We start from the raw sequence: 24,535 nt of genomic DNA, 5'->3' as shown, positions 1-24,535 counted from the left end.
CAAGTGAATCCTGGTATAGCGAAACTCGTCACGAGTTTCGACCAGTAATTGAATCGCCAAATGTCTTGACGACTTTCGCGACGGCATCCCCAAGGCTTGGCCCAGCGGGACACATCATTTACAGCGAAACGGAAAAAGGATTTTCCATGTGGCCCAATGCCCTTTATGCCATCGCCCTGATGTTGCTTTCACCGGTCGTTGCCTATCGCATGTTCCGGCACGGACGGTACCGACGCGGAGCCCCACAAAAACTTTTTGGGCTATCCGTTTCTGAAGCTCGGGTGCTAACGCAGGGTCGCCCTTGCATGTGGATTCACGCGGTCAGTGTTGGCGAAGTCAATCTGCTGCCCAGTATTGTCGCCGAACTCGAGCGATTCGATCCCGAAACGCGTGTCATCATCAGCACGTCGACAGACACAGGCTACGATTTGGCGGTCCAGCGATTTGGCACTGATCGAGTTTTCTTTTGCCCACTCGACTTTACATGGGCGGCCCGGCGAACGCTAAAACACCTGTCGCCCAAGCAACTGATTCTGGCCGAGTTAGAACTGTGGCCCAATCTAATTCGAATCGCCACCGAAAACGGCGTCACTGTGTCGGTGATCAATGCCCGGCTAAGTGAGCGCAGTGCATCGCGGTATCAACAGTTCGCAAAATTCTTGGCACCGACCTTCGCGCGCCTGTCCTGGGTCGGATGCCAGGACGAAACCACTCGGGACCGATTTGCGGCTTGCGGGACAGCCACCAAGCGATTGTCAGTCACTGGATCGCTAAAGTACGACAATGCACCGACAACACGCGATACCGACAGTGTCGCCAAGCTGGCAAACTGGGCCGGCGTCGATCCATGGCATCAAATTTGGATCGTCGGAAGCACTCAAAGTGGCGAAGAAGCGATGGCGATCAACATCTATCAATCGCTTCGCGTTAACCATCCTGAACTACGGCTTGTCATCGTTCCCCGACACAAAGAACGTTTCGACGAAGTCGCCACGTTGATTCAAGACGTCGGACTCGCCGCACATCGCCGCAGCTGTGGCCCATCGTCAGGTCTCGCGTCGTGGAACAACGATACGGTCATTCTTGTCGATACGATCGGCGAACTACGAGACTGGTGGGGCGTCGGTCAAATTGCCACCGTCGGAGGCAGCTTTGGTGACCGCGGCGGACAGAACATGCTTGAACCAGCCGGCTATGGATCGGCGGTCTCATTTGGCCCCAACACACGGAATTTTCGCCAGATTGCTGGTGATCTGATTGATGCAGAAGCCGCTGTCCGAGTACACGACCAAACCGAACTCGAAGCATTTGTCCGGCGATGCCTCGACGACATTCCCGCGGCTGATGCGTTGGGGCGAGCCGCCAAAGCGGTCGTGAAGAAACACCGCGGCGCGATTAAGCGAACTGTGAATTCGATCCTGGCTCGACAGGACGATGCAGCCAATCGTCGCGCCGCTTAGCAACGCCGCGAAAGCGACTGCCCCATCGGCAATGAATCATTGGCATTGTCGAATCATGCCCAGCCGATGAAGCGTCCGCGAAATGGTTCAGTCAGTCCCAAAAAAACGGGACAAACCCCAGCGAGGTTTGTCCCTATCGGTGCGACGGAGCGCTTCGTCGCGAACCGAGTGCTGACGAAGCTAAGCTACAAGAATTGCTAATGCCTTGAGCCAATCTTGCCTGACGACTACTCGGCAGTTGCGGGTCGCTGAGGACGACCGCCACCGCGGTTTCCAGTTCGGCCACCTGGCCCGCCGGGTCCGCCTGCACCGCCTCGGTTTCCACCGGGACCGCCGCGTCCGCCGCCCATCGCGCCCTCGGGCATATCAAACTTTTTGCCCTTCATCTTTTCAAACTCGGCCTTTTGGTCGGCTGTAAGAACGGCGAAGACTTTCTCGTCCATCTCTTCTTGAATCTTGGTGAACATTTCACGCATACCTGTTCCGCCACCAGCGTCACGGTTGCTCATCGCTTCCCGCATCTTGGTCTGCATTTCAGAGCGAAGGGTCTCACGAACTTCTTCAAGCTTGGACTTTTGTTCGGCTGAAATCCCCAATTCCTTGGCAACTTCTGTGTTACCAAGAGCTTGCGAGCCCTGAACTTGCAAGGAAATTTCCTTCAATCGATCAAGCTGTTCGGGGAACAAAACCTCTTCCAGCTTTTCTTTGGCTTCGGCTGATTTTGATTCCATTTCCTTCCGCATTTTTTCGAAGAACGCTGTTCTATCTTCTTCGCTCATCTCGCCAAAATTGACGCCTTCCGGGCGAGTCGGACGCATCTGCTCGGCCAACTTCGTGATCGCTTCTTCTTGTTCAGGCGAAACTTCAAGCTCGGTGCGAACGGCCTCAACGCGAAGCAGGCTAAGCGTCGGATCTCCGCCCATCGTGCCGCCACCGGGACCACCACGTCCGCCGCCAAAACCACCACCGCCGGGACCACCACGTCCGCCGCGCCCCCGGCCGCCATCATCTTGGGCGAAAGCGGATGCAACGGTCATACTCGCCGAAACGAGAATGACTGCAACGAGTCGAAAAGTGCTGGAAGACAATTTCATGGTGGCGGTTCCCGTGGCAACGCATGCCCAAGCCAGGGCATGCCGACGAAGTAGGAAGTGGAAAAGGGACTTGCAAAAGATGTACGTTCAGAAGAACTCTTCATCTTGCACGCATTGTTTTTAACCATCGACAGTGGTCAGGGTTTCGGCAACGTACGAAACGATTCCAGATTTCTCGATTTTTTTCTGTCGTGCACCTCGTTTCATCACGTTGTTGCCCATTTTACATGACTGGCAGGGCATGCCTGGATGCTGGTGCCGTCGGCAATTTCGTCTCGCGAGCCCTATCCTTCGCTCGGAACCTAATGTCGATTTGGTCACAGAAAAACCATGAAACGCCCCTCAACCGCGTTGATACCGCTCGCGGTCCTGGCCTTCCTATCCGCATTTGCAAGAGCTAATGGTGGCCATCAATTTGCTGATAAACAATTGCCGAAGTGGCGATTTTCGTGGAAATCCACATTCTAGCGGCCATCGCAAAAGCAGCCGGTTTGGCCGAATTGTTCAGTGGCGCAGGGCCCCCTTACTGTGTTCGCTCCAACCGACAAAGCGTTTGCCAAACTGTCCGATGGGACAAGTACCAGGCTGATGAAACTGAAAAAACAAGGCGAAGCCGTTTACTGTACTGACGTACCACGCGAACAAAGGAAAACTGCCTACGGTGGAATTTGGAGCGTTTCACTCGGTCGACACGATCCAGGGCGACCGAACCATCGGATCAGTTTAGGCGACGACGATTGCACCGAGCGTTTTTGTATCGATTGCGTTTAAAGGCTTGGTTTTGTTATGCATGATGTACGAATGACCTCTCCCAGGGTGCTAGCCAATGACCAAGACCAACCGATTCGCTCCGAGGTTTGCCGTGGTGACGTTCGCCCTAGCCGGATCGCTGATCGGATCCTCTGCGGCGATGGCTCAATTGACCATCACAAATCCAGACTCGGCCTCGATCGATGCACCGTCTGCGTCGACATCCACTCGCCAGACGCCCGTCTTTCCGGCCAGCTATCGAGCGCCATCTCGAATCCGCACCTTCACGGACGAGGCAGCCGCCCATCAAGACGAACAGTCGCTTGCCCAGATCCGGGTCAAAGTCCAATACCTGATGGTTGACTCGGCAACACGCGTCGCAATGTATCGCAAAATCGATCGCGACAAGATTCGCCACATCGGATCGGGAACTCGTATCTTGGTTCCTGAATCCCCCGTCAATCCGATCGGCACGGCAGACTCGGCCGACGCAAACTCCAGCAGTATTCAAATGCAGTGCCCATCGGCCGCGACCACATGCGTTTTGTCTGGCAAAGAAGTCGATGCGATGATCGACCGAGTGACCCAGGCCGAAGCGTCCGCCGTCAAACCCGTTCCGTCGATCATGTTACTAGACGGCAAAGACGCCGAGATGAACGACCTGTCCCAACGTCCATTTATCATCGACATGCACGGCCCGGACGATAACCGCAAACCCACCGTCGAAGTCTTTGACGAAGGCACCCGAGTTCATATTCAAGCCGCGATTGTGCACGGAGCAGCCGAACCAGAAATCACGGTATCCGCCCATGTCGTTTGCAGCCGAATCGTTGACCTGGTCGACGAATCCGTTTTCGGTTTAGGCGAGGATGCTGCCACGATCGCGATGCCGCAGCACATGAGCAAGACAACCCACTCCTCAGAAACACTTGCAACAGGCTCTGTGCTGATGATCGATCCGCACTTCCAAACTCCTGCTAAAATCCTCAGCGAAGTGCCGGTCCCGATGGTCAGCAAGATTCCGTACCTTGGGCAGAACTTCAAGAGCGTTCAAGAAGTAGAGGTGCAGCAATATTTGATCGTGCTTCTGCAACCGTCCGTAGTGACACCGTAACGTTCCTTCGCCAATCCAACGCAAATTTGCCGCGCGACGATGTCGGCATCTGCGTCAAGGAAGTTTCACTTGTCCGACTCCACACGCATCTACACCGCTCGTTGGATTCTGCCGATCGCCAGCGCACCAATCGAAGGTGGCTGGATTCGAATCAATGCAGAACGGATCGTCGACGTTTCATCCGACCGTCCGCCCATCGACGCCATTGACCTTGGCAACGTCGCCGTCCTGCCCGGGCTGGTCAACTCGCACACCCATCTCGAATTTTCGGATCTGTCACATCCCATTGGCCAACCCAATGTTCCATTGCCAACATGGATTGGAAAAGTGGTCACCCAACGCGGCACCACAACGAACGAAACAAAAAACGCCGCGATCGAGGCAGGACTTCGTGAATCCGCCGAAGCGGGTGTCTGTTTGATCGGCGAAATCACTTCGCCCCCCTGCAACTATCCCGTCACGCCCCAAACACCCGCGATCGTTTCGCTAGCCGAAGTCTTGGGCCTTTCCGATGCTCGCAGCAGCGAACGTTTTGCCGCCGGACTTCTCCACAACGAACAGAAAGAAAACGGTGGATGGAGTCCGCATGCACCGTACTCGACCACATGGGCAACCATCGAGCGTTGTGTCGCCGAATCGGCGCGTTCGCTTCGGCCGCTCGCGATGCACGTGGCCGAGTCGCCCTCCGAACGAGAACTTTTGTCCCAGGGGACCGGACCGTTTGCCGATGCCCTGCATGCGATGGGCGTTTGGCGAGACGATCTTTTTCCGTGGGGCGAGCCACCCTTCGACTCGTTGATCGATCAACTTGCACTCGCCCATCACGCGTTGCTGGTTCATGGCAACGACTTGCGATCCGCCGAACTGCAAAGGATCGCTACGTATAAAAACCTAACTCTGGTCTATTGCCCACGCACGCATGCGTACTTTGGCTACGCCCCGCATCCGGTCGCCGAGTGTTTGACAGCCGGAATTCGCGTGGCGCTGGGCACTGATTCACGGGCCAGCAATCCGGACCTGAATCTATGGAGCGAGGTTCAATTCCTCTTGAACCATCGCCCTGATATCGATCCGGCCGAAGTCTTGAAGATGGCAACTCTTAACGGAGCCACTGCTTTAGGCCGGCTTGAGTTTGGCCGCATCCAGCCAGGATGCAGTTCGGCGATGGGAACGATCACAACCAGCGCGACAACGATCGAAGGTGTCTTTGAAGACATGGCAGCCGAAACCTACCATCCCATCGCATGACTTCACCCAACGAGTAAAGTCGATCGTTAGCCAGTGTTCATACCGACCTGAACACCGTCCGAAGCAAAAATGCTGCGTCCGCCATCAACCGGTAAACACACGCCCGTGACGAAATCATTTTCGCACAGAAACTGCACCGCGTGTGCCACATGCTCGGGCGTCCCAATTCGGCCGACCAACGAGCAGGCGGCCAGTCGATCCTGTTGCGCCTTTGTCACCGATTCATCCAACAGCACCGGGCCGGGTTGAATACAGTTGACTCGGATGCGGCGATTCAATTCAGCAAACTCGACGGCTAATGATCGCGTCATTACCTCGACGCCTCCCTTGCTTGGGAAATACGCTGCGTGATCCAAGTACGGTCGTCCCGTTGCCCAGTCACCGATGTTGATGATCGAACCGCCACGGGTTTGCGGAGCCATCAACATGGCTGCCGCCCGCGCGCACAAGAATGACGCGATCGTGTTGATTTCGAAATAGCGTCGCATCTCGTCTGCGGTAACCTGGGCCAGCGGCGTCGGACGCCAAATCGCAGCGCTGTTGACCAGGATATCGATTCGCTTGAAGTGGTCGTGCGTTTGAGCCACCAATCGATCGGGAACTCGCTCGTCATCCAGCGCCCCCTCAGTCACGATAACATCCGCACCATGTTCGGATCGCATTTGCTCTGCGGCTTGGTGTGCTTGGTCAACTGATGTGTTGGCGTGCAATGCAATTCGACAACCGAGTGACGCCAAGTGCGTGGCAATCCCTCGACCGACTCTCGGCGCACCGCTTCCCGTGACCAACGCAACGGGCGAATCACAATCAAAAACGTCTTGTAAGTTCGGCATAAGTCAAAGGTACTTGGCAAGGGCATCGCCGCGAGTCGCACGGGCGTCGACTCGGGCTGTGACTTCGGGATCTTCGATCAACGGTGGTGCATGGTGAGGCTTGATTCTTGCATCAATCACAAGCGAACCGCGACACCCCCAGTGTTTTTGGTGGATCGACGCCTCGATACCGTCAACGTCGACGGCCGGATTGCTGCGCGTGAACGTGACCCATAACCAATTCGAAAAACTACGGGCCACAAAATCACTGTCATCGACCAGCGTCACCAGTGGAAACTGGTCCAGTGGCGAACCCGAGGTAAAGGCACAAACGAATCGAACGAGTGCTTGGCGATCATTGTCAGTTTTGCAAGCTGGCCCTTCAATCGCCAGCACACCGGGAATCACCACCCGCGGGTTGCGGAAACCATCGGGCAACGTCAATTCCAACGGCAACTCTGCGGGCAAACTGCGAATGGGTGCTCCCGTGGCCGCGACAACCACCTTGGATCCTTGATTTAGTCCGGTCCCGCTGTAATCAAGCGTATCGATCGTCGTGCGAGTTTGAAAATGCAAGTCGCGTCGCCAATCGACACGCGACAGCACGTGACTAAAAAACGCTGACTCGTCGTGAATGTCCATTGCGCATTCGGGATCATCGGTGATCCAGAGATACTTTGCCAGCGACAACTGACCGTTGCCAAGAATCGCATTGGCCTGGGTCAGCAACTCTTGCGGTTGCACACGTTCCAAGTACGGCATGTAACGTTCGCTGCCGATCGCTAACAGCAAAGGATGGACGCCTGCCGCATCGACCGCGTGAACAGCCTTCACGCCAGGGATCACCGATGGAATGATCGGGTCCGTCAACTCGTGGATCAACTGACCAAACGTCGTGTCTTCTTGAGGCGGTCGGCCGACCACCGTGAAAGGCCAAATCGCGTCATTACGGTGGTACACCTTTTCAACTTTCATCAATGGAAACGGATGCTGCAAACTGTAGTATCCCAAGTGATCACCAAATGGCCCCTCGGGTTTCGCAGCCGCGGGATCGATCGTTCCAACGATCGCAAAGTCTGCGTCCGCGTAAATCGGCGCATGTGATCCTTTCACCATCGCCGTTCGGCGTCCCGCCAGGGCACCGCCAAAGGTCAGCTCAGTTAACCCTTCGGGTAGTGGCATCACCGCCGCTAACGACATCGCAGGTGAACCGCCGACCGTAATGCAGACTCGAAGCGGTTCGCCACGGTCCAGCGCCGCCCGATGGTGGACACCGATACCGCGGTGAATCTGATAGTGCAATCCAATCTCTTGGTTGGGCACATAGTCATTACCCGTCAACTGAATGCGATACATACCAAGATTGACCCGCATCAATCGACTTTGGTTCGAAGCACCGGCCGCAGTTGGATCATCACTGAGAACTTGCGGCAGCGTCACAAACGCCCCTCCGTCATCGGGCCAACATTTGATCGGCGGTAAGTCCGAGACCTGACACTGGTTCGCCTGGACCGCGCCGCTGCGCACACCGCGAGGCAGCATTCGCAGCGCCGTCAGGGGAACGCCCGCATACCGCAGCGGATGCTTGGGAAGGGCAGAAGGATCCAGCTTGACTTCAATCAAACGCCGGACCGACTCCAACGTGTCGCGAAACAGATAACGTGCCTGTTCAAGCGACGCAAAAAGGTTTGATGCCGCCGGAAACTTGGAACCGCGAACGCGAGTGAACAGTAATCCCGGGCCGCCATTGAGATAAACGCGCCGTTGAATCTCGGCCATTTCAAGATATGGATCGACTTCGTCGTCGATCTGAATCAAACGACCGCCCCGGCGAAGGTCTTCGATGACATCTCGAGTGCTACGGTGTTTCACAGATTCGGTTACCAGAATTTAAAAGACATCAACGACATCAGCGATCCCGCGAATCCCAAGTCAAAATCGCGGAGGGTAGGATAACCGCGATCGCGGCGCTAAACTAACGCACGGGAATGTCCCGTCAACACACCGAATCCGTCAACCTATCAAAGCGTAATCGAATGCTCGAAAGCTTGCCCCTGCCGTCACCCAAACTGACTCTCGCTGCCAATCCGGTTACCGACGCTGCCGACGTGATCGTTGTCGGATTGGCCGAAGACGGCTCGCTGTCGCCGACATCCGAGAAGACTTCGCTTTCCGAATTCGACAAGGCCACCAACGGCTGGATCACTGGATTGATCAAAAATGGTCAAATTCGCGGCAAGCAAGGCGAGATGACACTGATTGCCTCGCCGCTGACGTCCGGCCCAACAATGTTCCTGGTCGTTGGACTGGGCAAAAAAGCTCCCTCGCGGGCTACCGCTTTTGACTTGGCATCGGCTGCGATTCGCAAATTGTCGGACCGCAATCGCAAACGTGTCGTCGTTGCCCTTGGTCAATCGCTCCCCGACGAAATGCACGATTCGATCGTTGCCGGATCGATCTACGGCTGCGAGGGGCAAGCGATCTATCAAGCGGAACCATCGGCGAATGTGCCGACCGAAATTGCGTTTGCGGGAATCCAACAGACCGCAATCACACGCGGCGAAATCATTGGTAAGTCCATCAACCACACTCGCCGTTTGGTGAACGAGCCACCGGCGATGATCTATCCGGAAAGCTTTGCCACGCGAGTCACTGAGATTGCCAAAGAATCCGGGCTGCAGATTGAAGTTTGGGACGAAGCCAAGTTGGAAGCCGAAGGCTGCCGTGGGATCTTGGCGGTAGGCGCCGGATCTTCTGCAAAACCGCGATTGGTGATTTTGAAACACAATGGCGGTGGCAACGAAGCACCGATCGCGATCGTGGGCAAGGGAGTCACGTTTGACAGTGGTGGCCTATCGATCAAACCAAGCGACGGCATGATCGACATGAAGTGCGATATGGCGGGCGCGGCTACCGTCGTCGGAACCATGCGGGCGATTGCCGAATTGGGCGTCAAGCAAAACGTCATCGGGTTATGTGGCTTGGCTGAAAACATGATCAGCGGATCATGCTACAAGTTGGGCGATGTGATCGAAACTCGCAGCGGCAAGACGATTGAAATCCTGAACACCGACGCGGAAGGCCGCGTTGTTTTGGCAGATACACTCGATGTTGCCATTCAGCATTCACCAAGATCGATGATCGACTTAGCAACGCTGACCGGTGCCTGCATGGTCGCACTTGGCAATGAAGTTGCCGGGCTGATGCCGAACGATGCCCCCCTGTGCGAAACCGTCGAAGTTGCTGCCGAACAGGAAGGCGAACTTGTTTGGCAATTACCGATGTTCGATTTGTATGACGAAAAAATCAAAAGCAAGATTGCCGACATCAAGAACGTGGGCGAAGGACGCTGGGGCGGTGCGATTACAGCGGCAAAGTTCCTAGAAAACTTCGTTGGCGATGTGCCTTGGGTCCACATCGATATCGCTGGCCCCGCATTCGCTGACAGCCCAAAACCGCATCGCGATGCGGGTGCCACGGGCGTGATGGTGCGAACGCTGATCCGCTGGATCGAGAACGCGAGCATCGAAAGCACCAGATAACGACGATGGTGTCGTTGTTTAACCGGTCGGGTCAGCCAGGATATCTCCTGGCTGACGACTGCGTTAAGCCATCACGCGATGTCCTAACGCTATGCCTTAACACCGGGCCAAAATTTCTTCCACTTGCTTTCGCTCGCCTTTCCAACGTCGCCCTCATCTTGGGGCTGCTTCGTCGTAGCACCTTGAAGCTTGCCTGCCAGTTCACGGATGCCTTGGGTGATCGCCGCTTTGGGCGCTTGAACGATCAATGGCACACCGTTGTTGCGAACTTCTACCATGGTGCGGTAATCGTTCGGCAACAGCGCAAAGATATCACGGCCGAGCGTCTCTTTCGCTTTCTTCAAACTGATTTGACCAGCGTCCAAGCCAGCTCGGTTGACCACGATTTCGACCTTATCCTTCAAACCGTCGATTTCATCGAAACCCATCATCAGACGAACGACGTTTCGCAAACACGGCAAGTCCAACTGAGTCACCAAGACGACTTTGGTCGCGTTTTCGATCGCCGCCATATCGACGCCGCTGTAAGTCTTTGACAAGTCGATGATCAAGTGAGTGAACGATGCTTTTAGTAGTCCAATCACTTTCCGAATGCTGTCATCGGTAATGGCCATGGTGTCATGCAGTTCGACCGGACGCGGCAACAAATACAATCCGCTGCTATGTTTGGTCAGCGAACGCTTCAACAACTGAATGTCCAAGCGAGAAATGTTCTGCACCACATCGGCGAGCGTGTAGTCGGGAATCGAATCCAAGAACACGTCCGCATCACCAAGCGCAAGGTCCAAATCCAACAGCGCGACGCTGTTGCGAGGATCTTCAGCAAGCACACACCCCAAGTTGACTGCCGTGCTGGTCGATCCGACACCACCGGTTGCACCGGCAATCGCGTACACTTCGCAGCTTCGTCCGCCACCTTCGCTCGAACCGAATTTCTGTTGACTGACACGGCCTAAAGCGGCGTCCAGATCTTCCTGGTTGATCGGCAAGGTCAAGAATTCTCTTGCCCCAGCCCGCATCGTTCTTAAGATCGTTTGCCCTTCCGTCTGCTCACTGGCAGCCAAGATGGCTGTTTCAGGTGCGGCAGCGGACAAGCGTTTGATCAAGTCGATTGCTTTTTCCGGATCTGAATCCAGCGAGATCACACCGACATCCGGCGCGGTCTGCTCAATCACGTCTGGGAAAAACTCGTACCTCGAACAATCAGCTTCGAGCCAGATCGTATCCATTCCGACAAGAATATTCTTGAGGGTTTCTCGCGACCGATCATTAGGATCCACCAGCGCGATTCGTAGAACGTTACTCATGAAGGTTGACCGATGTGAGAATATAAACGACTGAGAACTACTGAGATTCGCATGACACTATTAGTTAGGAGAGCTGATCGTTACGCCTTCGCCAACCTGAATTGGTTGGTTGCCAGGAACGATTGCACCAGGTGGAAGAACGACTCCACCATGAATTTCATTCGGGTTGATGACCGAACCGTAACCTTGGCTGGCCCCCGTGCTGTAGCCGTCGTTACCAGGTGAGCATCCACAGTCGTCACCCAGCAAGTTCGGGACTTCGATGTGACCCTTGAGGTACAACTCGCAGTCGTTAGGTGACATCGAGTTCAGACCAGGGCCGCCACGTGGTACTTCGTGGGGATCCATCGCACTGACAAACTCGGGCGTCACGGTGATTAGCAATTCTATATCGTTGCGTTCTTCGCGGACTCGGCGAAACATGGTTCCGATATAAGGCAGCTCGCCAAAGAAGGGTGTTGCACGAGTGACAGATTCAGTTCGGCTTTGCAGCAATCCAGCGATCGCAAACGTTTGCCCAGCTTGCAGTTCGACAGCGGTTTCAACATAGCGTGATCGGAACGCCGTCACGTTCACACCAGCAGCGACGATACCGTTGGATGCATCAGGCTCTGAAACTTCGGGGCGAACTTCCAAGCGAACTCGTCCTGGTCCAACCACGAAAGGCAGGAAGTCAACTGACGTTCCAAATTCTTCGTACTGAACCGAAATCGCACCGTTACCCGATGGGACCAGGTAAGGAACCTTACCGCCAACGTTGAATCGTGCGGGGCGACCGTGTGTTGCAACCACCGTGGGTTCAGCCAAGAACTTGATCAAGTCTTGACGACGCAAGGCAGTCACTAAGGCGTCGAAGTCACCGCCGCCTGCAAAGATCCGATTCGTTGCCGAGAGTCCACCTTCGGTCGTTGGAATGGCTCCATTCACGGTCGTTTCGCCCATGGCCAGCAAACCACCAGGCGCGTTGTAGAAGAACCCCGTGTCGGTGAAACTGCCCCAGTCGATCCCCATGTCACGCAGTTTGGTTCTTGATACTTCCATGATCTTGGTGTGCAACAGAACTTGTTGAACCCCGACCACACGAATGTTATTGACGACCGTTGCGTAGAACTGTTCGACGATCGCGACCGCACGATCCACTTCGTCAACGTTGGTTACCGTTCCCGAGATGATCGCACTGTTGTTGACCGGCAACACCTTTAGCGACGCCAGTGGTAACTGGTTAGCCAGGATGCCTTCGACCTCACGTGCGTCGGGGCTGACCGTGACGTCAACCGTATAAAGTTTGTCGTTGGTGTCCCACAGGTTCAACTGGGTGGTTCCCGGTGCCTTCGCAAAAATCTGAATTTGATTTTGCGAGACCGGCGTTGCACCTAGGATGCCTTCGTTATGCACCTGAAACTTCGGGATCCGCTCCTCGAGCGTCAAGATGCGACTGCTCTTGACCAACATCTCGAGTCGTTCAACCGACTGTGAGATGTTTCGATTGACGGTCGAAGTGTCCGATGTCAGTCGAACAGGATTTGACTGAGCCGCGGCGTTTCCGGAGCTAAGACCGCCTGCGAAAGCAAGCACAATGATGGCGGCAAGTGACTTTGCCGTCGATCGATTCGTTTCCATTGCAAAAGCATCCTTGCGAGACCTGATTCGGATCCGTCCGAATAGTGACACCGGACCGTCCCTTAGGGCAACGGCACTGCGTCAACAGTCTCTGTGGGTAACGATAGTAAAAGGGTAAAAGCAGTCGCTGGATGAATCAGGTCAAACCCAACTCGATCACTAAGTTCTATTGAGCTGTCGCACCTTTGCCGCTGAACGAACCAGGCGGTTGATACAACGGGCTGTTTTCACCCGTCAGGTAGCCGTAATCTTCTTCGCCGTCGGTAGTAGCGTCGACCGTTGCTTCCGGATCAGCGGCTTCGCCAATCGGTTCAACAGGTGTATCGTTTTCGCCACCAACTTCGCCAATGCGAACAGGCAACTTGCCGGGCACAATCCAGTACTCGACCATCCGGCCTTCCGTCATCTTGAACATCGAAAAACCGTTCTCGTCACGTTTTTTCACTGTTTCGGCAACGGTAGGCTGAGTAGCACGAGCAGCTTCTTGCTCGCGACGCAAACGTTCTTTTTCTAGCACGGCTTGCTCTTCAGCAGCGCGGTGGTCTTCGAGCCAGGTCAGGAACTCGCGTCCTGCTTGGTTCGAACCATCTTCGGTACTGTAATCAGCATCGCTACCAAGACTCAAACGAACACGTCCGAGTTCCTGAGCATACTGCCAAGCGTCAGTATCCTTTTCGTGAATCAACAATTGAATGGTGCGAAGGTTCTTGGCGCGGTCTTCGCCTGCACGACGCTCGGTATCGCCGTCGAGTGCGTAAACCCGGATTCCCATCAGCACGGTCTTACTCATGCTTTGAGGAATCAGTTCGCTTTTCGCAAAGTAAGCAAGCACGTCGACGCGGTCGCCCGGTTGGATCAGGTTCGCGATCGTGACATCGTTGGCTTTAAGTGCGACAACTCGGTATCCCTTGGGTACCGTGGTCCAGTTCTCATCCATCAACTTGACAGGCATGATCGCTTCGCCAACATAGAAACGCTGCTTGGCGTACTTCTTCTTAAGCACCTCCAAGTCACCGGTTGATCCCTGGGGAACCCGATCCGACGGCCACTGTTCCAGACGAACTCGCTCAGGAGTGATTTCTTCTCCAATGTCGATGGCGACAGTAGCGACGAAGATCTCCGTCGTACTACCAGTGTTCTGTCCGCTAGCTTGTGCCTTTAGCCATTGATTGGCCATCACCGTTGCAACGGTGCCGCACACTAGGGCAATCAGAAGGTAGAGCGATTTACGCATTGAATTATTTGGTCTATACGTGTCATGGACCGATTTTTAGCCGGCACTCACGTCGGGTGCACTCGAAAATGATTTCGGCTAACAGGGTTCTTCGGTGCCACGCCCCACACCGCTGCAACCCTTACGATCAGCGACTCACCACCGGCACGACCGGCCAGGACGACGCATCTGCGACAACCCGCCCAATCGCTACTCTTTACCATTGCCTGGCTGAAGCCAAACGCTCGGTCAAACCGCGGCCTGACCGTGCCTGCTGAACTGTTTCGCTTAGACCAGCATTCCAGCCAGAGCGAAGTAGGCGATCGAACCAATTGCCATTGGGATTCCGTATGGCAACAGGTACATCGTCGGCTTACGCTCGCGGGCAATCGACGCCAGTTCGCGTGGTTTTTCAGTCTTCCACTCGTGCATGATCTTGTGAGCCATCGCGAAGTGCTTTTCCCATTCGCCCGAGCGCCAAATCATGATCGCAGCCATGATTCCGCCAACGATTGCGGTCGCAGCAAAGGCGTAAAGCGTGACGATCGCACCCAACCAAGCTCCGACGCCAGCCAGCAGTTTCACGTCGCCGGCACCCATGCCACCACGGTTACGCAGCAACAACAGGCACATCATGCCCACGAAGGTTCCAAGCAAACTAAATAACAAGCCGTCTGTGCCGAAACCACCTTGGATCGTGCAGTGAATCCAGCCCATGATGATGAACGGGAAGGTCAACCAGTTCGGTACTTTCAAGATCTTTCCATCGATCACGGCGGCAACCACCAAAACGATGGTCACGAACCAGACGGTCCAGTTTTCGGCAATGCCGTTGAATAAGGTGGTCATATTTCTTCCCCGTGAAGGATTTTGCGTGCGTGCGTGCGAGGTCGCGAAAACTGTGCCGTTTCTAACGTGGCCCGATCATCCAACTGAACATCGCGAACAAAAGTGTCACGAAACAGCAAGACAATTGCCAAGCGTAGGCAGCAGCATCAGCAGGTAGCAGTGGATAGTTCATGTTCGGTTTTCTCCCGCATGTGATTTGGTTGCGGGCCATGACGCAGTCGCGTCGTTATTTACTAAAGCAGGTTTGGACTCGAAGCTCGTCTCGTCGATCTCGACAAGACCAACAAAACCGCTTGATCCAAACGCAAAGCATCTCGGCACGGTGGTGCGGACCGAAATAGGTCCGCACCAATCCGCGTCGAGATATTTATTGGCCGCCAGATCAACCGGCGGCAAGCAACTAGTTGGCAGCGATTGCGGTGCCGACAGCTTCGAACTTAGCGTTAGCGTTGGTACCGATGGTACCGACAGCTGCCAAGCAGACAACGACGATCAGAGCCAACATCACTGCATATTCAACTGCAGTTGGGCCATCTTCTTCTTTTAGGAAGTTAACAATGCTTTGCGTGAAATTCTTCATGTCAATTTTCTCTCAATTGAGAGCACGTTGGGTTTAGCAACATGCGACGACGACTTGTTGGGTTGATTCGACGTGAATCTTCCCAGTGTGGGGGCAGCCCCGTCTTTCGACTTTCGTCCGACATGCCTCAGTTACCCTTGGCAGCCCGGCTTTCCTGAGATGAAACGTGATTGCTCACATCCACCCACGGACCCGTAGCTTTGCGTGCCGTCTTCTCAAACGGTTTGCCTTTGTCATGGAAAGCAAGGCTGACCGAAGCTCCGCTGACCACCAATCGGTAATCATTTTTGCCTCGGCAGCAGATCGAACACCGATCCGCTCACTTCTACAAGAAACCTATGACACAAAACGCGCCTGTCAAAAAACTCTGGCGAGGTAATTCGTAACGCTTCGCTAGAGATCGACAGATGTAACGATTGTGCCGGTTGATGCCGTTGTTTTGGTGGCGGCAGCTAAGAATTTGCAGTTCAAGACTAACGTTTCGCCTCAACGACAGCCGCAAAGTCAAACTCAGCCGTGACGTTACCTGGTTCAATGAGCACATCCAGCTATCAAAAGATCGACTGGCTCAGACGTAAGTGTTTTAGAAACTTCATCCGATGCGTTTGCACCGCCTACACCGCATCGACGCCAACAACCGACATCACCGATTGTCCGGGTTGACCGACATAGAACCGACATGTCGATCCCGATGCACTACCAAACACACACGGCGAATGATCGTTCGCCGCAGGCAAACCTGATTCCGCCACTGGTGATATGAACGCGCCGCCGGTGACACACCCCCTCCCCGATGGGCTACGCAAGAGGGTCAGCTGCCAATGGCCGAGACAACGGCACGAGCAGTAACAACTGTCGTAGCCGATCAAACCGTTATTTCCCGCTCGATTCTCAGCCTGTCCGACTACACGTCCAGGTTTCGGACGTCTAGCGCGTGCGTTTCGATGAATTCGCGGCGAGGTTCCACTTTGTCGCCCATCAGCAAACGGAACATTTCGTCGGCCGCACCGGCGTCAGTCAAGTTGACCTTCAACAAAGTTCGATTGGCAGGGTCGAGTGTCGTTTCACGAAGTTCTTCCGCGTTCATTTCACCCAGCCCTTTAAAGCGAGTGACTTGCAGTCCTTTTTCACCAGCCGCCCGAACTTCGGATAGCAACCCACGCAAATCTTCGAGTGGGCGACGAATGTCTTCGCCACGCACCAATTCAAACCGAGCCGTGGTCAATCCCGTGCGTTCAATCGGAATCAAATCGTCAATGCTAAAACCGAGTGTTTGCAAGTCCTTCAATCCACTGTTGATCGTACGGACTTCATGCAACTCTCGCATGTGAGCCAAGTTATCTGGTGGAACCTTAATTTTTGGTTCGGCCGAAGCGTCAACAGTGTCGTCGGTGATTTCGAGATCGTTTTCGTCGTCTTCTTCGATGTCCAACGTTAAACCACGTTCGTTCAAGAACTCTTCGACAGCGTCTTGAGTCATGAACCAGTTTTCTTCGTTGCCGTGCGTCACTAACAGCGACGGCAATTTTTCGGCGACTGGGTCGTACCGCATCGCATGGATTCGCAAACTGAATCCATGTTGTTCAAGTGCGACGACAGCATCTTCCATGGCAGCAAGCGCCGTACACAGGGCACGCATTTGATCGCCTTCGACGCGGCGACCGTCTTCGGCTTCGAAAACCGTGTCATTGAGACCACGCTCGAGCAACTGGGTCTTCATCTCGCCATCGGTTTGGATGTAGTACCGTTTCTTTCCGTGTTGAACCCGGAACAACGGCGGCTGGGCAACGTAGACGTGTCCCCGCGCCACCAGCTCGTACATTTGCCGATAAAAGAAACACAACAGCAGCGTCCGAATGTGGCTGCCGTCGACGTCGGCGTCGGTCATGATGACGATCTTGTCATACCGACGTTTGGTCAGGTCTTGGTCGGCACCGATGCCAGTACCAATGGCCTGGATCATCGATTGAACTTCGGTGTTTTCCAACACCTTGGCTTCGCGTGACTTGTAGGCGTTGATGATCTTACCGCGAAGCGGCAGAATCGCCTGGAACTCGCGCATCCGTCCACCTTCGGCCGAACCACCGGCCGAATCACCTTCCACCAGGTACAGTTCGCACTCGTCGCGATTCTTGCTGATACAGTCACGCAGCTTGCCGGGCAGACCACCACCGGACAGGGCATCTTTGCGTTTCCGCAACAGATCTTTTGCTTTGCGGGCAGCTTCGCGAGCTTCCGCAGCCAACATGCCCTTGCGAACGATCGTGACCGCAACTCGCGGGTTTTCTTCCATGTACTTTGATAACTGTTCACCGACTGCACCGCTGATGATGCCGTCGACAAAACTGTTACCGAGCTTGGTTTTAGTTTGGCCTTCGAATTGCGGCTCGGGAACTCGCACGCTGATCACGGCCGTGATGCCTTCGCGGAAGTCATCACCCGCCGGCGCGACGCCCTTGAACAGATTTTCTTTCTTACCGTAGTTGTTAAGCGTCCGCGTTAACCCACTGCGGAACCCCGATTCGTGGGTACCGCCTTCGGTGGTGTGAATGTTGTTGACGTACGACTGGACGTTCTCGGTGTACTCCGTCGTGTACTGCAGCGCGATGTCGTACTGAACACCATCCTTCTCGCCAACGATTCGAATCACGTCCGCGTGAACAGGATCGCTAGCGCGGTTGAGGTGTTCAACAAATTCGACGATGCCGCGTTCGTACTTGAAGTCGCCGCCTTCGCCGTTGCGTTCATCCAAGAATTTGATGTGAACGCCACTGTTTAGAAACGCCAACTCTTGCAGACGCTTGTACAACGTGTCGTAGTTGTATTTGGTCGTACTAAAGATCTGACCATCGGCTTTGAAGGTCACCCTGGTGCCAGTCTTTTTCGTCGCGCGTCCCTTGGAAACGACGGTGGTTGGTACACCTCGTTCGTATTCCTGAGTCCACGTGAATCCTTCACGACTGACTTCGACGTTCGCCCACTGGCTTAGGAAGTTCACGACCGTGACACCGACACCGTGCAGACCACCAGAAGTCTGATAGGCTCCCTTTTTGAACTTTCCACCGAACTTCAAAACGGTCATCACGCCTTCAAGCGTCGTGACTTCACGGTCAAGTTCTTCGGAAAGTTGATCGTGGCGATCGATTGGAATCCCGCGACCATCATCCTCGACGGTGACACTGCCGTCGGTGTGAACCACGACCGACACCGATTTAGCGAAACCGGCCATCGCTTCGTCAATCGAATTGTCGACGACTTCGTATACCAGGTGGTGAAGCCCGCGAGTGCTGGCGTCACCGATGTACATACTGGGTCGTTCGCGGACGTGTTCAAGGTCCGACAGGTGTTGAAGGTCCTTGCCTTCGTATTCTTTGTTGGCCGCCGGAATGGACGACGCCTGCATGACCGATGCCGAGCCTGCTTCGGACGCAGTCGGATCAGTCGTAGCAGGGTCCTGTGTAGCCGGGTCAGTCGTAACTTGTTCGGTTGTGGCCGGGGTGAGTTCCGATGCGTTTTCGTCGGGGGTATCTGCGAGAGGAGCGTCGCTCATGAAAGCCTGCAAAAAGACGAAGAAAAAGGACGTGAGCACACCGGTGTGCGAACCCCAACAGTGTAGCGTTTTCCGATCTCTAACGCAGTAGGTCTGCCACACCTCCGGCGGCCTCACACGGCAATTCGACTCGGCCCGATCTCACGCGTGGGATACACGTCTGGGAAGGCATTTTTTGCTGTTTTCACGCCTAAATCATGAAATCCCCGGCCTTGTTGGTAACAAATCGGCTCGGCGAGCAACGAATACCCACGTGATCGAAAAGCAAAGCGAACCCTCCGACGCCTACTTTCGCGGACAACGCGATCGGATACTTGTCATTGCCAAATCCGATGTTCCCGAGGCCGCCGAGGACCTGATGCTCAATTTCTGGGAAGAGTTCGTAGCAACAGCCGTCAAGACTTTCGGCAATCTCCCCACAGGCCAAACTCTTGACGAGCTTCGCTACCCGCACACCAATCAGCGATGGAGTCGCTAACGCTTCGGTAAGTAACGCTGGTAGGCGGCCACAGCCAACACATCACATCGTTCGTTTTCGACGTGGCCGGCGTGTCCTTTGACATGCTCGTAATTGATTTGGTGAGTTTGCATCAATTGGTCAAGCTGCTTCCATAACTCGACATTCTTGACTTCGGCCAACTTTTTGCCCTCTTTCCGTTTCCACCCCCGCGACTTCCAGCCGGCCATCCACGACTTCATGCCCTGCAGGACATAGGTACTGTCCGCGTACAGCGTGACTTCGCACGGCTCCTTCAATACCTGCAACCCGCGAATCACCGCGGTCAACTCCATCTTGTTGTTGGTCGACTCGGGTTCGCCGCCAGCCTGTTCAAGCTCTTTCTGAGTCTTGTCGCATCTCAGAATGAACGCCCAGCCACCTGGACCAGGGTTTCCGCTGCAAGCACCGTCGGTATAGAGGCTAACTTTCTTCATGGCGGAAAGTTAACGCAGATGCCAAGACGTTACAATTCAGGACGGGAACACCCTCGCATTTTCTTTCCGGGTCATCCGATGCACAAACAGATTTTCACTGCCACAGCACTGCTGATCACGAATGTTCTGTGGACAACTTCCTATTCAACCGCGCAATCGACGGGCGGCATTGCGGGACCGCTGGGCACCTTGAACTTTAACTTTGGACAAAGCAGCAGCCGGTCAATCTCTTCGACGACTCCGTCGATCACCACGATGGACGGTTACCCAGGGTCGATCACATCGGGAACCGTTCGACCATTCGTCGTTGGACTGACACCCGTGGTTGGCAACTTTCCCGTGATCGTTGACCACTCTGCGATGGCCACGCAAAACGAACTGAACAAGTTGTTCAATTCGCAGGCCGTTTTAAGAAACAAGCGTCTGTCCAGCTACCTGCAGCGCGCCCATCGAGCGGAATCCGATGGTAACACTCGTATGGCAAAAGCGAACTACCGCCGAGCCCTTTCGATGGCAAGCGAACCGCTTCGTTCAGCCATTTTGTATCGTTTGAAAAACTAACCCCGCGGCATACCTTGCCCCTAACCAGCACTCATTCGCAAACCACAACTAGGACTTCCCACCGCATGCATCGCCTGTTCTGCTTACTTACGTTGATTGCCACCCTTGCCGCCGGTGATTTCATCACCACGAAATCTGCGGCGGGAAACGAACCAGTTGCGATTCGAAAATGGCCAGCCGGCAACTTGTCGGTCGAAACGTTCCCGGGGCCCAAATTCAATATCTGGCCTGACGGAACTTTTAAGACAACCACGACCGACAACATGCCAGTTGGCGACACAATCGATGTCCAGCAAGTAAAACTCGGCGACAACTCAGCTTTCGCCGTTCAGCTAAATGCATCGGGTGCCCAAATAACGATCATCCCGGCATCGTCGATGGACCAACCGTGGCACGGTGATTTCCCAGAATCACTCGCCGCCAATCTTCTAGTTCTAGGCGGCGACAGCGCTAAGTCGTTGATGTCGCCACAAACCAAACGTCTGGTCACGCACCTGGATCCGCCACAAATCCTGCTGAGTGACGTCGACCCCCAAAGCGAAACGTTTTCGGCCATTTCCGAATGGTTGCTTAGCGAAAGCCAATCGCGTCGCATCTCGCACAACACCCTCGCGATCTCAGCGAAACGAGACGATGCACCGGCGCGACAAGTCATTGCAATGACCGACCAGGCCTGGCCGATGCCAGCCGACTTGAACGAGTTATTCACGGCGATGGAGAAGTCTTGCAAAGCATCGCAAGAGGTGTTCGCAGAACTGTCGGCTGAACAGATGAACTTCGAACCGTCAAACGGAACCCACACACCGCGTTGGAACGCGGAACACATGATGGGTCGCCAACTGAAATTCTTTTCGGAAATCTATCATGCCGTCGACCCGGCGATTCCGGTGATGGATTTGAACCCCAAGCAAATGCCACCCGATTACCGAGCCGCTCACCCAGACTGGGACGGTGCCGAAGAAGCACGGCAGATGGAACGCGTCAGTCAATTCTGTCGACGATTTGCGTACCTGCTCGACGGCATTTCACCGGATCAAAAGGCCCCCGCCAGCCGCTGGCCCTCGCTCGCAGCTCTGCTGAAACAGATGGATCGGCACTACGACGAACACACCGCCAACACGGTTCAAAAATTCAGTCTTCCCGACTGGCCGGCGAAGTGAACATGCAATCTCTGCACTGACCTATTCGCCAAATTAAACTGGCATTCAAACGAGACGGACAGACAAACGAAACGTAATCGGAAACCCGCAATCGGAACCCCCATGAAAAACAACATGCTCTCGAAAACCTGTCTCGCCCTACTTGTTTCTTTCTGTTGGTCGGGGATGTCATTGGCTGACAAACCGGACGTCAAGTCAGCAAGCGACTTGCCGGTAAAAACGGAGTCGAAAACGGAACCAAAGGCTGAAACAAAAACGGCACCCGTCTCAGAAGAAAAGAAAGCCGAGCCGAAGACCGTCGATGTCAACGGCGTTTTCGAGGCAGTCGTCCAGGCTGAAATTGCGGCCGACACCGAGCATGTCACATCCTGGGAAATCAAGAAGTTGGTCGAACACGGATCCTTGGTCACCCAAGGACAGAACGTGGTCGTCTTTGAAACCGAGGACGTCGACGAACAAGTCAAAAAGTCCGAAACCGATTTGCGATTGGCAAAAATCGCCCTTGACGATGCCGAGTTCGAATTTCAACAGTTCGTCGAAACTCAAAAACTCGATCGCGCGGCGGCTGAACTGGCTCGCAAGAACGCTCGCCAAGGCTACGACAACTTTGTCCAAGTCGACCGTGACCGAGACGTACTGTCGGCCGAATTCAATTTGAAGTCATCGCGAGCATCCCTTGAAAATGCGCAAGAGGAACTCGAACAACTTCAACAAATGTACTTGGAAGACGACCTGACTGAAGAATCCGAAGAGATCGTATTGAAGCGTGCCAAGCAAGCCGTCGAGTTTGCCCAGTTCCGACTCGACGGAACAAAGATCAGTTCCGAGCGCAGCATGCAGCAAGGCGTTCCCAATTCGACAGCAAAGCAAGAAGAGTCGATCGCGAAAGCCGAACTGGCTTACAAGAAATCGATGCATGATCTGAATTCGGCTCGGCAACGTCGCGAGATTGAAATGCAAACGAAACGCGACGATTTCACGAAGCAGGCAGAAAAAACCGCCGAGCTAAAACACGAACGCAAACAGTCGGCCATTGCGTCGCCTATCGATGGGATTGTGCTGTACGGCGAACTCAATCGCGGGCAATTGGGCGATAAGCCCAGCACGCTCAAAACCGGATCAAAGGTGACGCCGAATCAGGTCATCGCGACAATCGCCAACCCCAAGAAACTACAGATCCACGCGACGGTAGACCAAGGAAAACTAGACGTGGTGACGGAAGGCTCGAGGTGCGAAGTGACTTGCGACGCATTCCCTGATTTCAAAGCGAACGGAACGGTCAAATCCGTCGCGACCGTCGGCTACGCATCGGGCAAGTTCGACTGTGTCGTGACTTTCAAAACGCCTAAAAACTCGCCAGCCATCATGCCAACGATGACATGCAAACTGACTTTCGCCGACATCGCAAAAGAAGCCGCAAAGGAAACGAACGATGAGTAGTTTCCGACGTCACACCTGCGTTGCCTTTACCGCAGCAGTACTAGTGATCGCCCATTCGGCTGCGCCGGCAATGGCTGACGACATACCTGGCAAAATCGCCGAAGCGTCCGGCATTCTGAATGACGCACTGGACTTCAGCCAACCGCCGGTTCTGCCGACCATCGAAGCACCTCGCAAAACCGACATCCGGGCATCGATCGATCGCGGCGTGGCGTTCTTACTAGCGGACCAAAACGCCAACGGATCGTGGGGATCGGCGACTCGCACGAAAGGCCTGAATATTTTCGCACCCGTTCCGGGTGCTCATCATGCGTTTCGAACAGCGACGACATCGCTTTGCATTTCGGCACTAATCGAACTGGAAAGTGGCGGCCTTTGCCAAGACGTTGCTGCCGTCGCTGAATCGATCGACAAAAGCGAAGCTTGGTTGACCGAACACTTGCCGAACCTCCGCCGCGCCACCAGTGACGCGATCTACAACGTTTGGGGACACGGCTACTCGATCCAAGCACTGGTGCGCATGCACGGGCGTCACCAAGCTGACGCAGCGAAACAGGAACAGATTGTTACGCTGATCAAATCCCAGTTCGACATGCTGACTCGGTTCGAATCAGTCGACGGTGGCTGGGGCTATTACGATTTCCGATACGGCGGCAATCAACCAACATCGTCATCCATCAGTTTCGTCAACGGTGCGTTGTTGGTGGCGATGGCGGAAGCTCGCGACATCGGCGTCGAACCGCCCAAGCGAGTCGTCGACCGCGCGATTGCTGCGCTGCGACGACAACAGAAACCAGACTTCAGTTATCTGTACGGCGAATACCTACAGTACCAACCGATGCGAGGTATCAATCGCCCCGGTGGCAGTTTGGGCCGGACTCAGTGTTGCAATACGGCGCTGCGGTACTGGGGCGATTTGTCGATCACAGACAACGTCGCCAAGAATTGGCTATACCGTTTGTACGTCCGCAATGGCTGGCTGGACATCGGTCGCAAACGACCCATCCCTCACGAATCATGGATGCAAGTTGCCGGGTATTTTTATTACTTTGGCCACTACTACGCTGCACTGAGCATGGATCAATTGCCCGCCGCCGACCGTGCCCCGTATCAGTCGATGTTGGCGAAACTGATGCTGGATCGCCAAGAAGCCGACGGATCATGGTGGGATTATCCACTGTACGATTACCACCAACCCTATGGCACCGGGTTTGCGTTGATGACGCTGAAACGATGCTTGCCCGATTGAGCATGTTGGTGTTAGCCTTGGCAGGGTTGTCGCCACGTCGTCCTCTCACGTCA

At 54.7% G+C, this 24,535-nt stretch carries 20 protein-coding genes and 1 riboswitch; of the genes, 10 read left to right on the top strand and 10 right to left on the bottom strand.

The window, feature by feature from the left end; genetic code table 11:
• Nucleotides 1-146 precede the first annotated feature (146 nt).
• On the top strand, nucleotides 147-1,460 hold the full coding sequence (locus tag Poly59_RS18720; protein ID WP_146535642.1) for a 3-deoxy-D-manno-octulosonic acid transferase: 1,314 nt from the start codon (nucleotides 147-149) through the stop codon (nucleotides 1,458-1,460).
• 227 nt (nucleotides 1,461-1,687) lie between these two features.
• Here the strand turns inward: Poly59_RS18720 and Poly59_RS18715 are convergent, their stop codons facing one another.
• The gene (locus Poly59_RS18715) at nucleotides 1,688-2,554 is read right to left on the bottom strand and encodes a hypothetical protein (RefSeq protein ID WP_146535641.1); all 867 of its coding nucleotides are present in this window, start codon (nucleotides 2,552-2,554) and stop codon (nucleotides 1,688-1,690) included.
• A gap of 507 nt (nucleotides 2,555-3,061) precedes the next feature.
• Here Poly59_RS18715 and Poly59_RS30725 point away from each other — a divergent pair.
• The 3 genes from Poly59_RS30725 (at nucleotide 3,062) to Poly59_RS18700 (ending at nucleotide 5,666) form a co-directional block, all read left to right on the top strand.
• Nucleotides 3,062-3,325 (top strand): fasciclin domain-containing protein, encoded by a 264-nt coding sequence (locus tag Poly59_RS30725; protein WP_146535640.1) that lies wholly within the window; start codon nucleotides 3,062-3,064, stop codon nucleotides 3,323-3,325.
• Nucleotides 3,326-3,380: 55 nt separating this feature from the next.
• Complete coding sequence (locus Poly59_RS18705) at nucleotides 3,381-4,418, top strand: hypothetical protein (protein WP_146535639.1); 1,038 nt, start codon at nucleotides 3,381-3,383, stop codon at nucleotides 4,416-4,418.
• Nucleotides 4,419-4,487: 69 nt separating this feature from the next.
• On the top strand, nucleotides 4,488-5,666 hold the full coding sequence (locus tag Poly59_RS18700) for an amidohydrolase family protein (protein ID WP_246151757.1): 1,179 nt from the start codon (nucleotides 4,488-4,490) through the stop codon (nucleotides 5,664-5,666).
• 26 nt (nucleotides 5,667-5,692) lie between these two features.
• Here Poly59_RS18700 and Poly59_RS18695 read toward each other — a convergent pair whose 3' ends face one another.
• Complete coding sequence (locus Poly59_RS18695) at nucleotides 5,693-6,499, bottom strand: SDR family NAD(P)-dependent oxidoreductase (RefSeq protein WP_146535638.1); 807 nt, start codon at nucleotides 6,497-6,499, stop codon at nucleotides 5,693-5,695.
• A 3-nt stretch (nucleotides 6,500-6,502) separates the two neighbouring features.
• On the bottom strand, nucleotides 6,503-8,350 hold the full coding sequence (locus tag Poly59_RS18690) for a UbiD family decarboxylase (RefSeq protein WP_246151756.1): 1,848 nt from the start codon (nucleotides 8,348-8,350) through the stop codon (nucleotides 6,503-6,505).
• A gap of 164 nt (nucleotides 8,351-8,514) precedes the next feature.
• Here Poly59_RS18690 and Poly59_RS18685 point away from each other — a divergent pair, with 164 nt between their 5' ends.
• The gene (locus tag Poly59_RS18685) at nucleotides 8,515-10,020 is read left to right on the top strand and encodes a leucyl aminopeptidase (protein WP_146535637.1); all 1,506 of its coding nucleotides are present in this window, start codon (nucleotides 8,515-8,517) and stop codon (nucleotides 10,018-10,020) included.
• An 89-nt stretch (nucleotides 10,021-10,109) separates the two neighbouring features.
• On the opposite strand, the gene Poly59_RS18680 is transcribed toward Poly59_RS18685, so the two are convergent.
• From Poly59_RS18680 to Poly59_RS18655, 6 genes are all read right to left on the bottom strand, one after another.
• Nucleotides 10,110-11,327 (bottom strand): MinD/ParA family protein, encoded by a 1,218-nt coding sequence (locus Poly59_RS18680; RefSeq protein WP_146535636.1) that lies wholly within the window; start codon nucleotides 11,325-11,327, stop codon nucleotides 10,110-10,112.
• A gap of 60 nt (nucleotides 11,328-11,387) precedes the next feature.
• Nucleotides 11,388-12,947: a type II and III secretion system protein family protein gene (locus tag Poly59_RS18675; RefSeq protein ID WP_146535635.1), complete on the bottom strand. Its 1,560-nt coding sequence runs from the start codon at nucleotides 12,945-12,947 to the stop codon at nucleotides 11,388-11,390.
• Between the two features lie 166 nt (nucleotides 12,948-13,113).
• Nucleotides 13,114-14,181 (bottom strand): Flp pilus assembly protein CpaB, encoded by a 1,068-nt coding sequence (cpaB, locus tag Poly59_RS18670; RefSeq protein ID WP_146535634.1) that lies wholly within the window; start codon nucleotides 14,179-14,181, stop codon nucleotides 13,114-13,116.
• Between the two features lie 267 nt (nucleotides 14,182-14,448).
• Nucleotides 14,449-15,009, bottom strand: coding sequence for an A24 family peptidase (locus Poly59_RS18665; RefSeq protein ID WP_146535633.1), 561 nt, complete (start codon nucleotides 15,007-15,009; stop codon nucleotides 14,449-14,451).
• A gap of 400 nt (nucleotides 15,010-15,409) precedes the next feature.
• The gene (locus tag Poly59_RS18660; RefSeq protein ID WP_146535632.1) at nucleotides 15,410-15,589 is read right to left on the bottom strand and encodes a Flp family type IVb pilin; all 180 of its coding nucleotides are present in this window, start codon (nucleotides 15,587-15,589) and stop codon (nucleotides 15,410-15,412) included.
• Nucleotides 15,590-15,725: 136 nt separating this feature from the next.
• A riboswitch (cyclic di-GMP riboswitch) is annotated at nucleotides 15,726-15,828 on the bottom strand.
• Between the two features lie 665 nt (nucleotides 15,829-16,493).
• Entirely contained in the window at nucleotides 16,494-19,139 is a 2,646-nt protein-coding gene (locus Poly59_RS18655) for a DNA gyrase subunit B (RefSeq protein ID WP_146535631.1), read from the bottom strand.
• Nucleotides 19,140-19,392: 253 nt separating this feature from the next.
• Between Poly59_RS18655 and Poly59_RS18650 the strand changes: the two genes are divergently transcribed.
• The gene (locus tag Poly59_RS18650; RefSeq protein ID WP_146535630.1) at nucleotides 19,393-19,617 is read left to right on the top strand and encodes a hypothetical protein; all 225 of its coding nucleotides are present in this window, start codon (nucleotides 19,393-19,395) and stop codon (nucleotides 19,615-19,617) included.
• On the opposite strand, the gene rnhA is transcribed toward Poly59_RS18650, so the two are convergent.
• Nucleotides 19,614-20,072, bottom strand: coding sequence for a ribonuclease HI (gene rnhA, locus Poly59_RS18645; RefSeq protein ID WP_146535629.1), 459 nt, complete (start codon nucleotides 20,070-20,072; stop codon nucleotides 19,614-19,616). The two genes, Poly59_RS18650 and rnhA, sit on opposite strands and share 4 nt — an antisense overlap.
• A 78-nt stretch (nucleotides 20,073-20,150) precedes the next feature.
• On the opposite strand from rnhA, the gene Poly59_RS18640 reads away from it, so the two are divergent.
• The 4 genes from Poly59_RS18640 (at nucleotide 20,151) to Poly59_RS18625 (ending at nucleotide 24,482) form a co-directional block, all read left to right on the top strand.
• Nucleotides 20,151-20,633, top strand: a complete 483-nt coding sequence (locus Poly59_RS18640) for a hypothetical protein (protein ID WP_146535628.1) — start codon at nucleotides 20,151-20,153, stop codon at nucleotides 20,631-20,633.
• A 65-nt stretch (nucleotides 20,634-20,698) separates the two neighbouring features.
• On the top strand, nucleotides 20,699-21,793 hold the full coding sequence (locus Poly59_RS18635) for a DinB family protein (protein ID WP_146535627.1): 1,095 nt from the start codon (nucleotides 20,699-20,701) through the stop codon (nucleotides 21,791-21,793).
• A 114-nt stretch (nucleotides 21,794-21,907) separates the two neighbouring features.
• Nucleotides 21,908-23,233: an HlyD family efflux transporter periplasmic adaptor subunit gene (locus Poly59_RS18630; protein ID WP_186776375.1), complete on the top strand. Its 1,326-nt coding sequence runs from the start codon at nucleotides 21,908-21,910 to the stop codon at nucleotides 23,231-23,233.
• On the top strand, nucleotides 23,226-24,482 hold the full coding sequence (locus tag Poly59_RS18625) for a hypothetical protein (RefSeq protein ID WP_246151755.1): 1,257 nt from the start codon (nucleotides 23,226-23,228) through the stop codon (nucleotides 24,480-24,482). Before Poly59_RS18630 ends, Poly59_RS18625 begins: the two co-directional genes overlap by 8 nt.
• The last annotated feature ends 53 nt before the right edge of the window (nucleotides 24,483-24,535 follow it).

This window comes from Rubripirellula reticaptiva, from assembly GCF_007860175.1.
GTDB lineage: Bacteria > Planctomycetota > Planctomycetia > Pirellulales > Pirellulaceae > Rubripirellula > Rubripirellula reticaptiva.
This window is presented reverse-complemented; position numbering and strand designations above follow the sequence as displayed.

Excerpts from the sequence above, each read along its gene's own strand:
- Poly59_RS18680 (WP_146535636.1), bottom strand. The coding sequence starts at position 11,327 with ATGAGTAACGTTCTACGAATCGCGCTGGTGGATCCTAATGATCGGTCG.
- Poly59_RS18640 (WP_146535628.1), top strand. The coding sequence starts at position 20,151 with ATGCACAAACAGATTTTCACTGCCACAGCACTGCTGATCACGAATGTT.
- Poly59_RS18685 (WP_146535637.1), top strand. The coding sequence starts at position 8,515 with ATGCTCGAAAGCTTGCCCCTGCCGTCACCCAAACTGACTCTCGCTGCC.
- cpaB (WP_146535634.1), bottom strand. The coding sequence starts at position 14,181 with ATGCGTAAATCGCTCTACCTTCTGATTGCCCTAGTGTGCGGCACCGTT.
- Poly59_RS18675 (WP_146535635.1), bottom strand. The coding sequence starts at position 12,947 with ATGGAAACGAATCGATCGACGGCAAAGTCACTTGCCGCCATCATTGTG.
- Poly59_RS18635 (WP_146535627.1), top strand. The coding sequence starts at position 20,699 with ATGCATCGCCTGTTCTGCTTACTTACGTTGATTGCCACCCTTGCCGCC.
- Poly59_RS18705 (WP_146535639.1), top strand. The coding sequence starts at position 3,381 with ATGACCAAGACCAACCGATTCGCTCCGAGGTTTGCCGTGGTGACGTTC.
- Poly59_RS18665 (WP_146535633.1), bottom strand. The coding sequence starts at position 15,009 with ATGACCACCTTATTCAACGGCATTGCCGAAAACTGGACCGTCTGGTTC.
- Poly59_RS18625 (WP_246151755.1), top strand. The coding sequence starts at position 23,226 with ATGAGTAGTTTCCGACGTCACACCTGCGTTGCCTTTACCGCAGCAGTA.
- Poly59_RS18655 (WP_146535631.1), bottom strand. The coding sequence starts at position 19,139 with ATGAGCGACGCTCCTCTCGCAGATACCCCCGACGAAAACGCATCGGAA.
- Poly59_RS18720 (WP_146535642.1), top strand. The coding sequence starts at position 147 with ATGTGGCCCAATGCCCTTTATGCCATCGCCCTGATGTTGCTTTCACCG.
- Poly59_RS18630 (WP_186776375.1), top strand. The coding sequence starts at position 21,908 with ATGCTCTCGAAAACCTGTCTCGCCCTACTTGTTTCTTTCTGTTGGTCG.
- rnhA (WP_146535629.1), bottom strand. The coding sequence starts at position 20,072 with ATGAAGAAAGTTAGCCTCTATACCGACGGTGCTTGCAGCGGAAACCCT.
- Poly59_RS18715 (WP_146535641.1), bottom strand. The coding sequence starts at position 2,554 with ATGAAATTGTCTTCCAGCACTTTTCGACTCGTTGCAGTCATTCTCGTT.
- Poly59_RS18695 (WP_146535638.1), bottom strand. The coding sequence starts at position 6,499 with ATGCCGAACTTACAAGACGTTTTTGATTGTGATTCGCCCGTTGCGTTG.
- Poly59_RS18660 (WP_146535632.1), bottom strand. The coding sequence starts at position 15,589 with ATGAAGAATTTCACGCAAAGCATTGTTAACTTCCTAAAAGAAGAAGAT.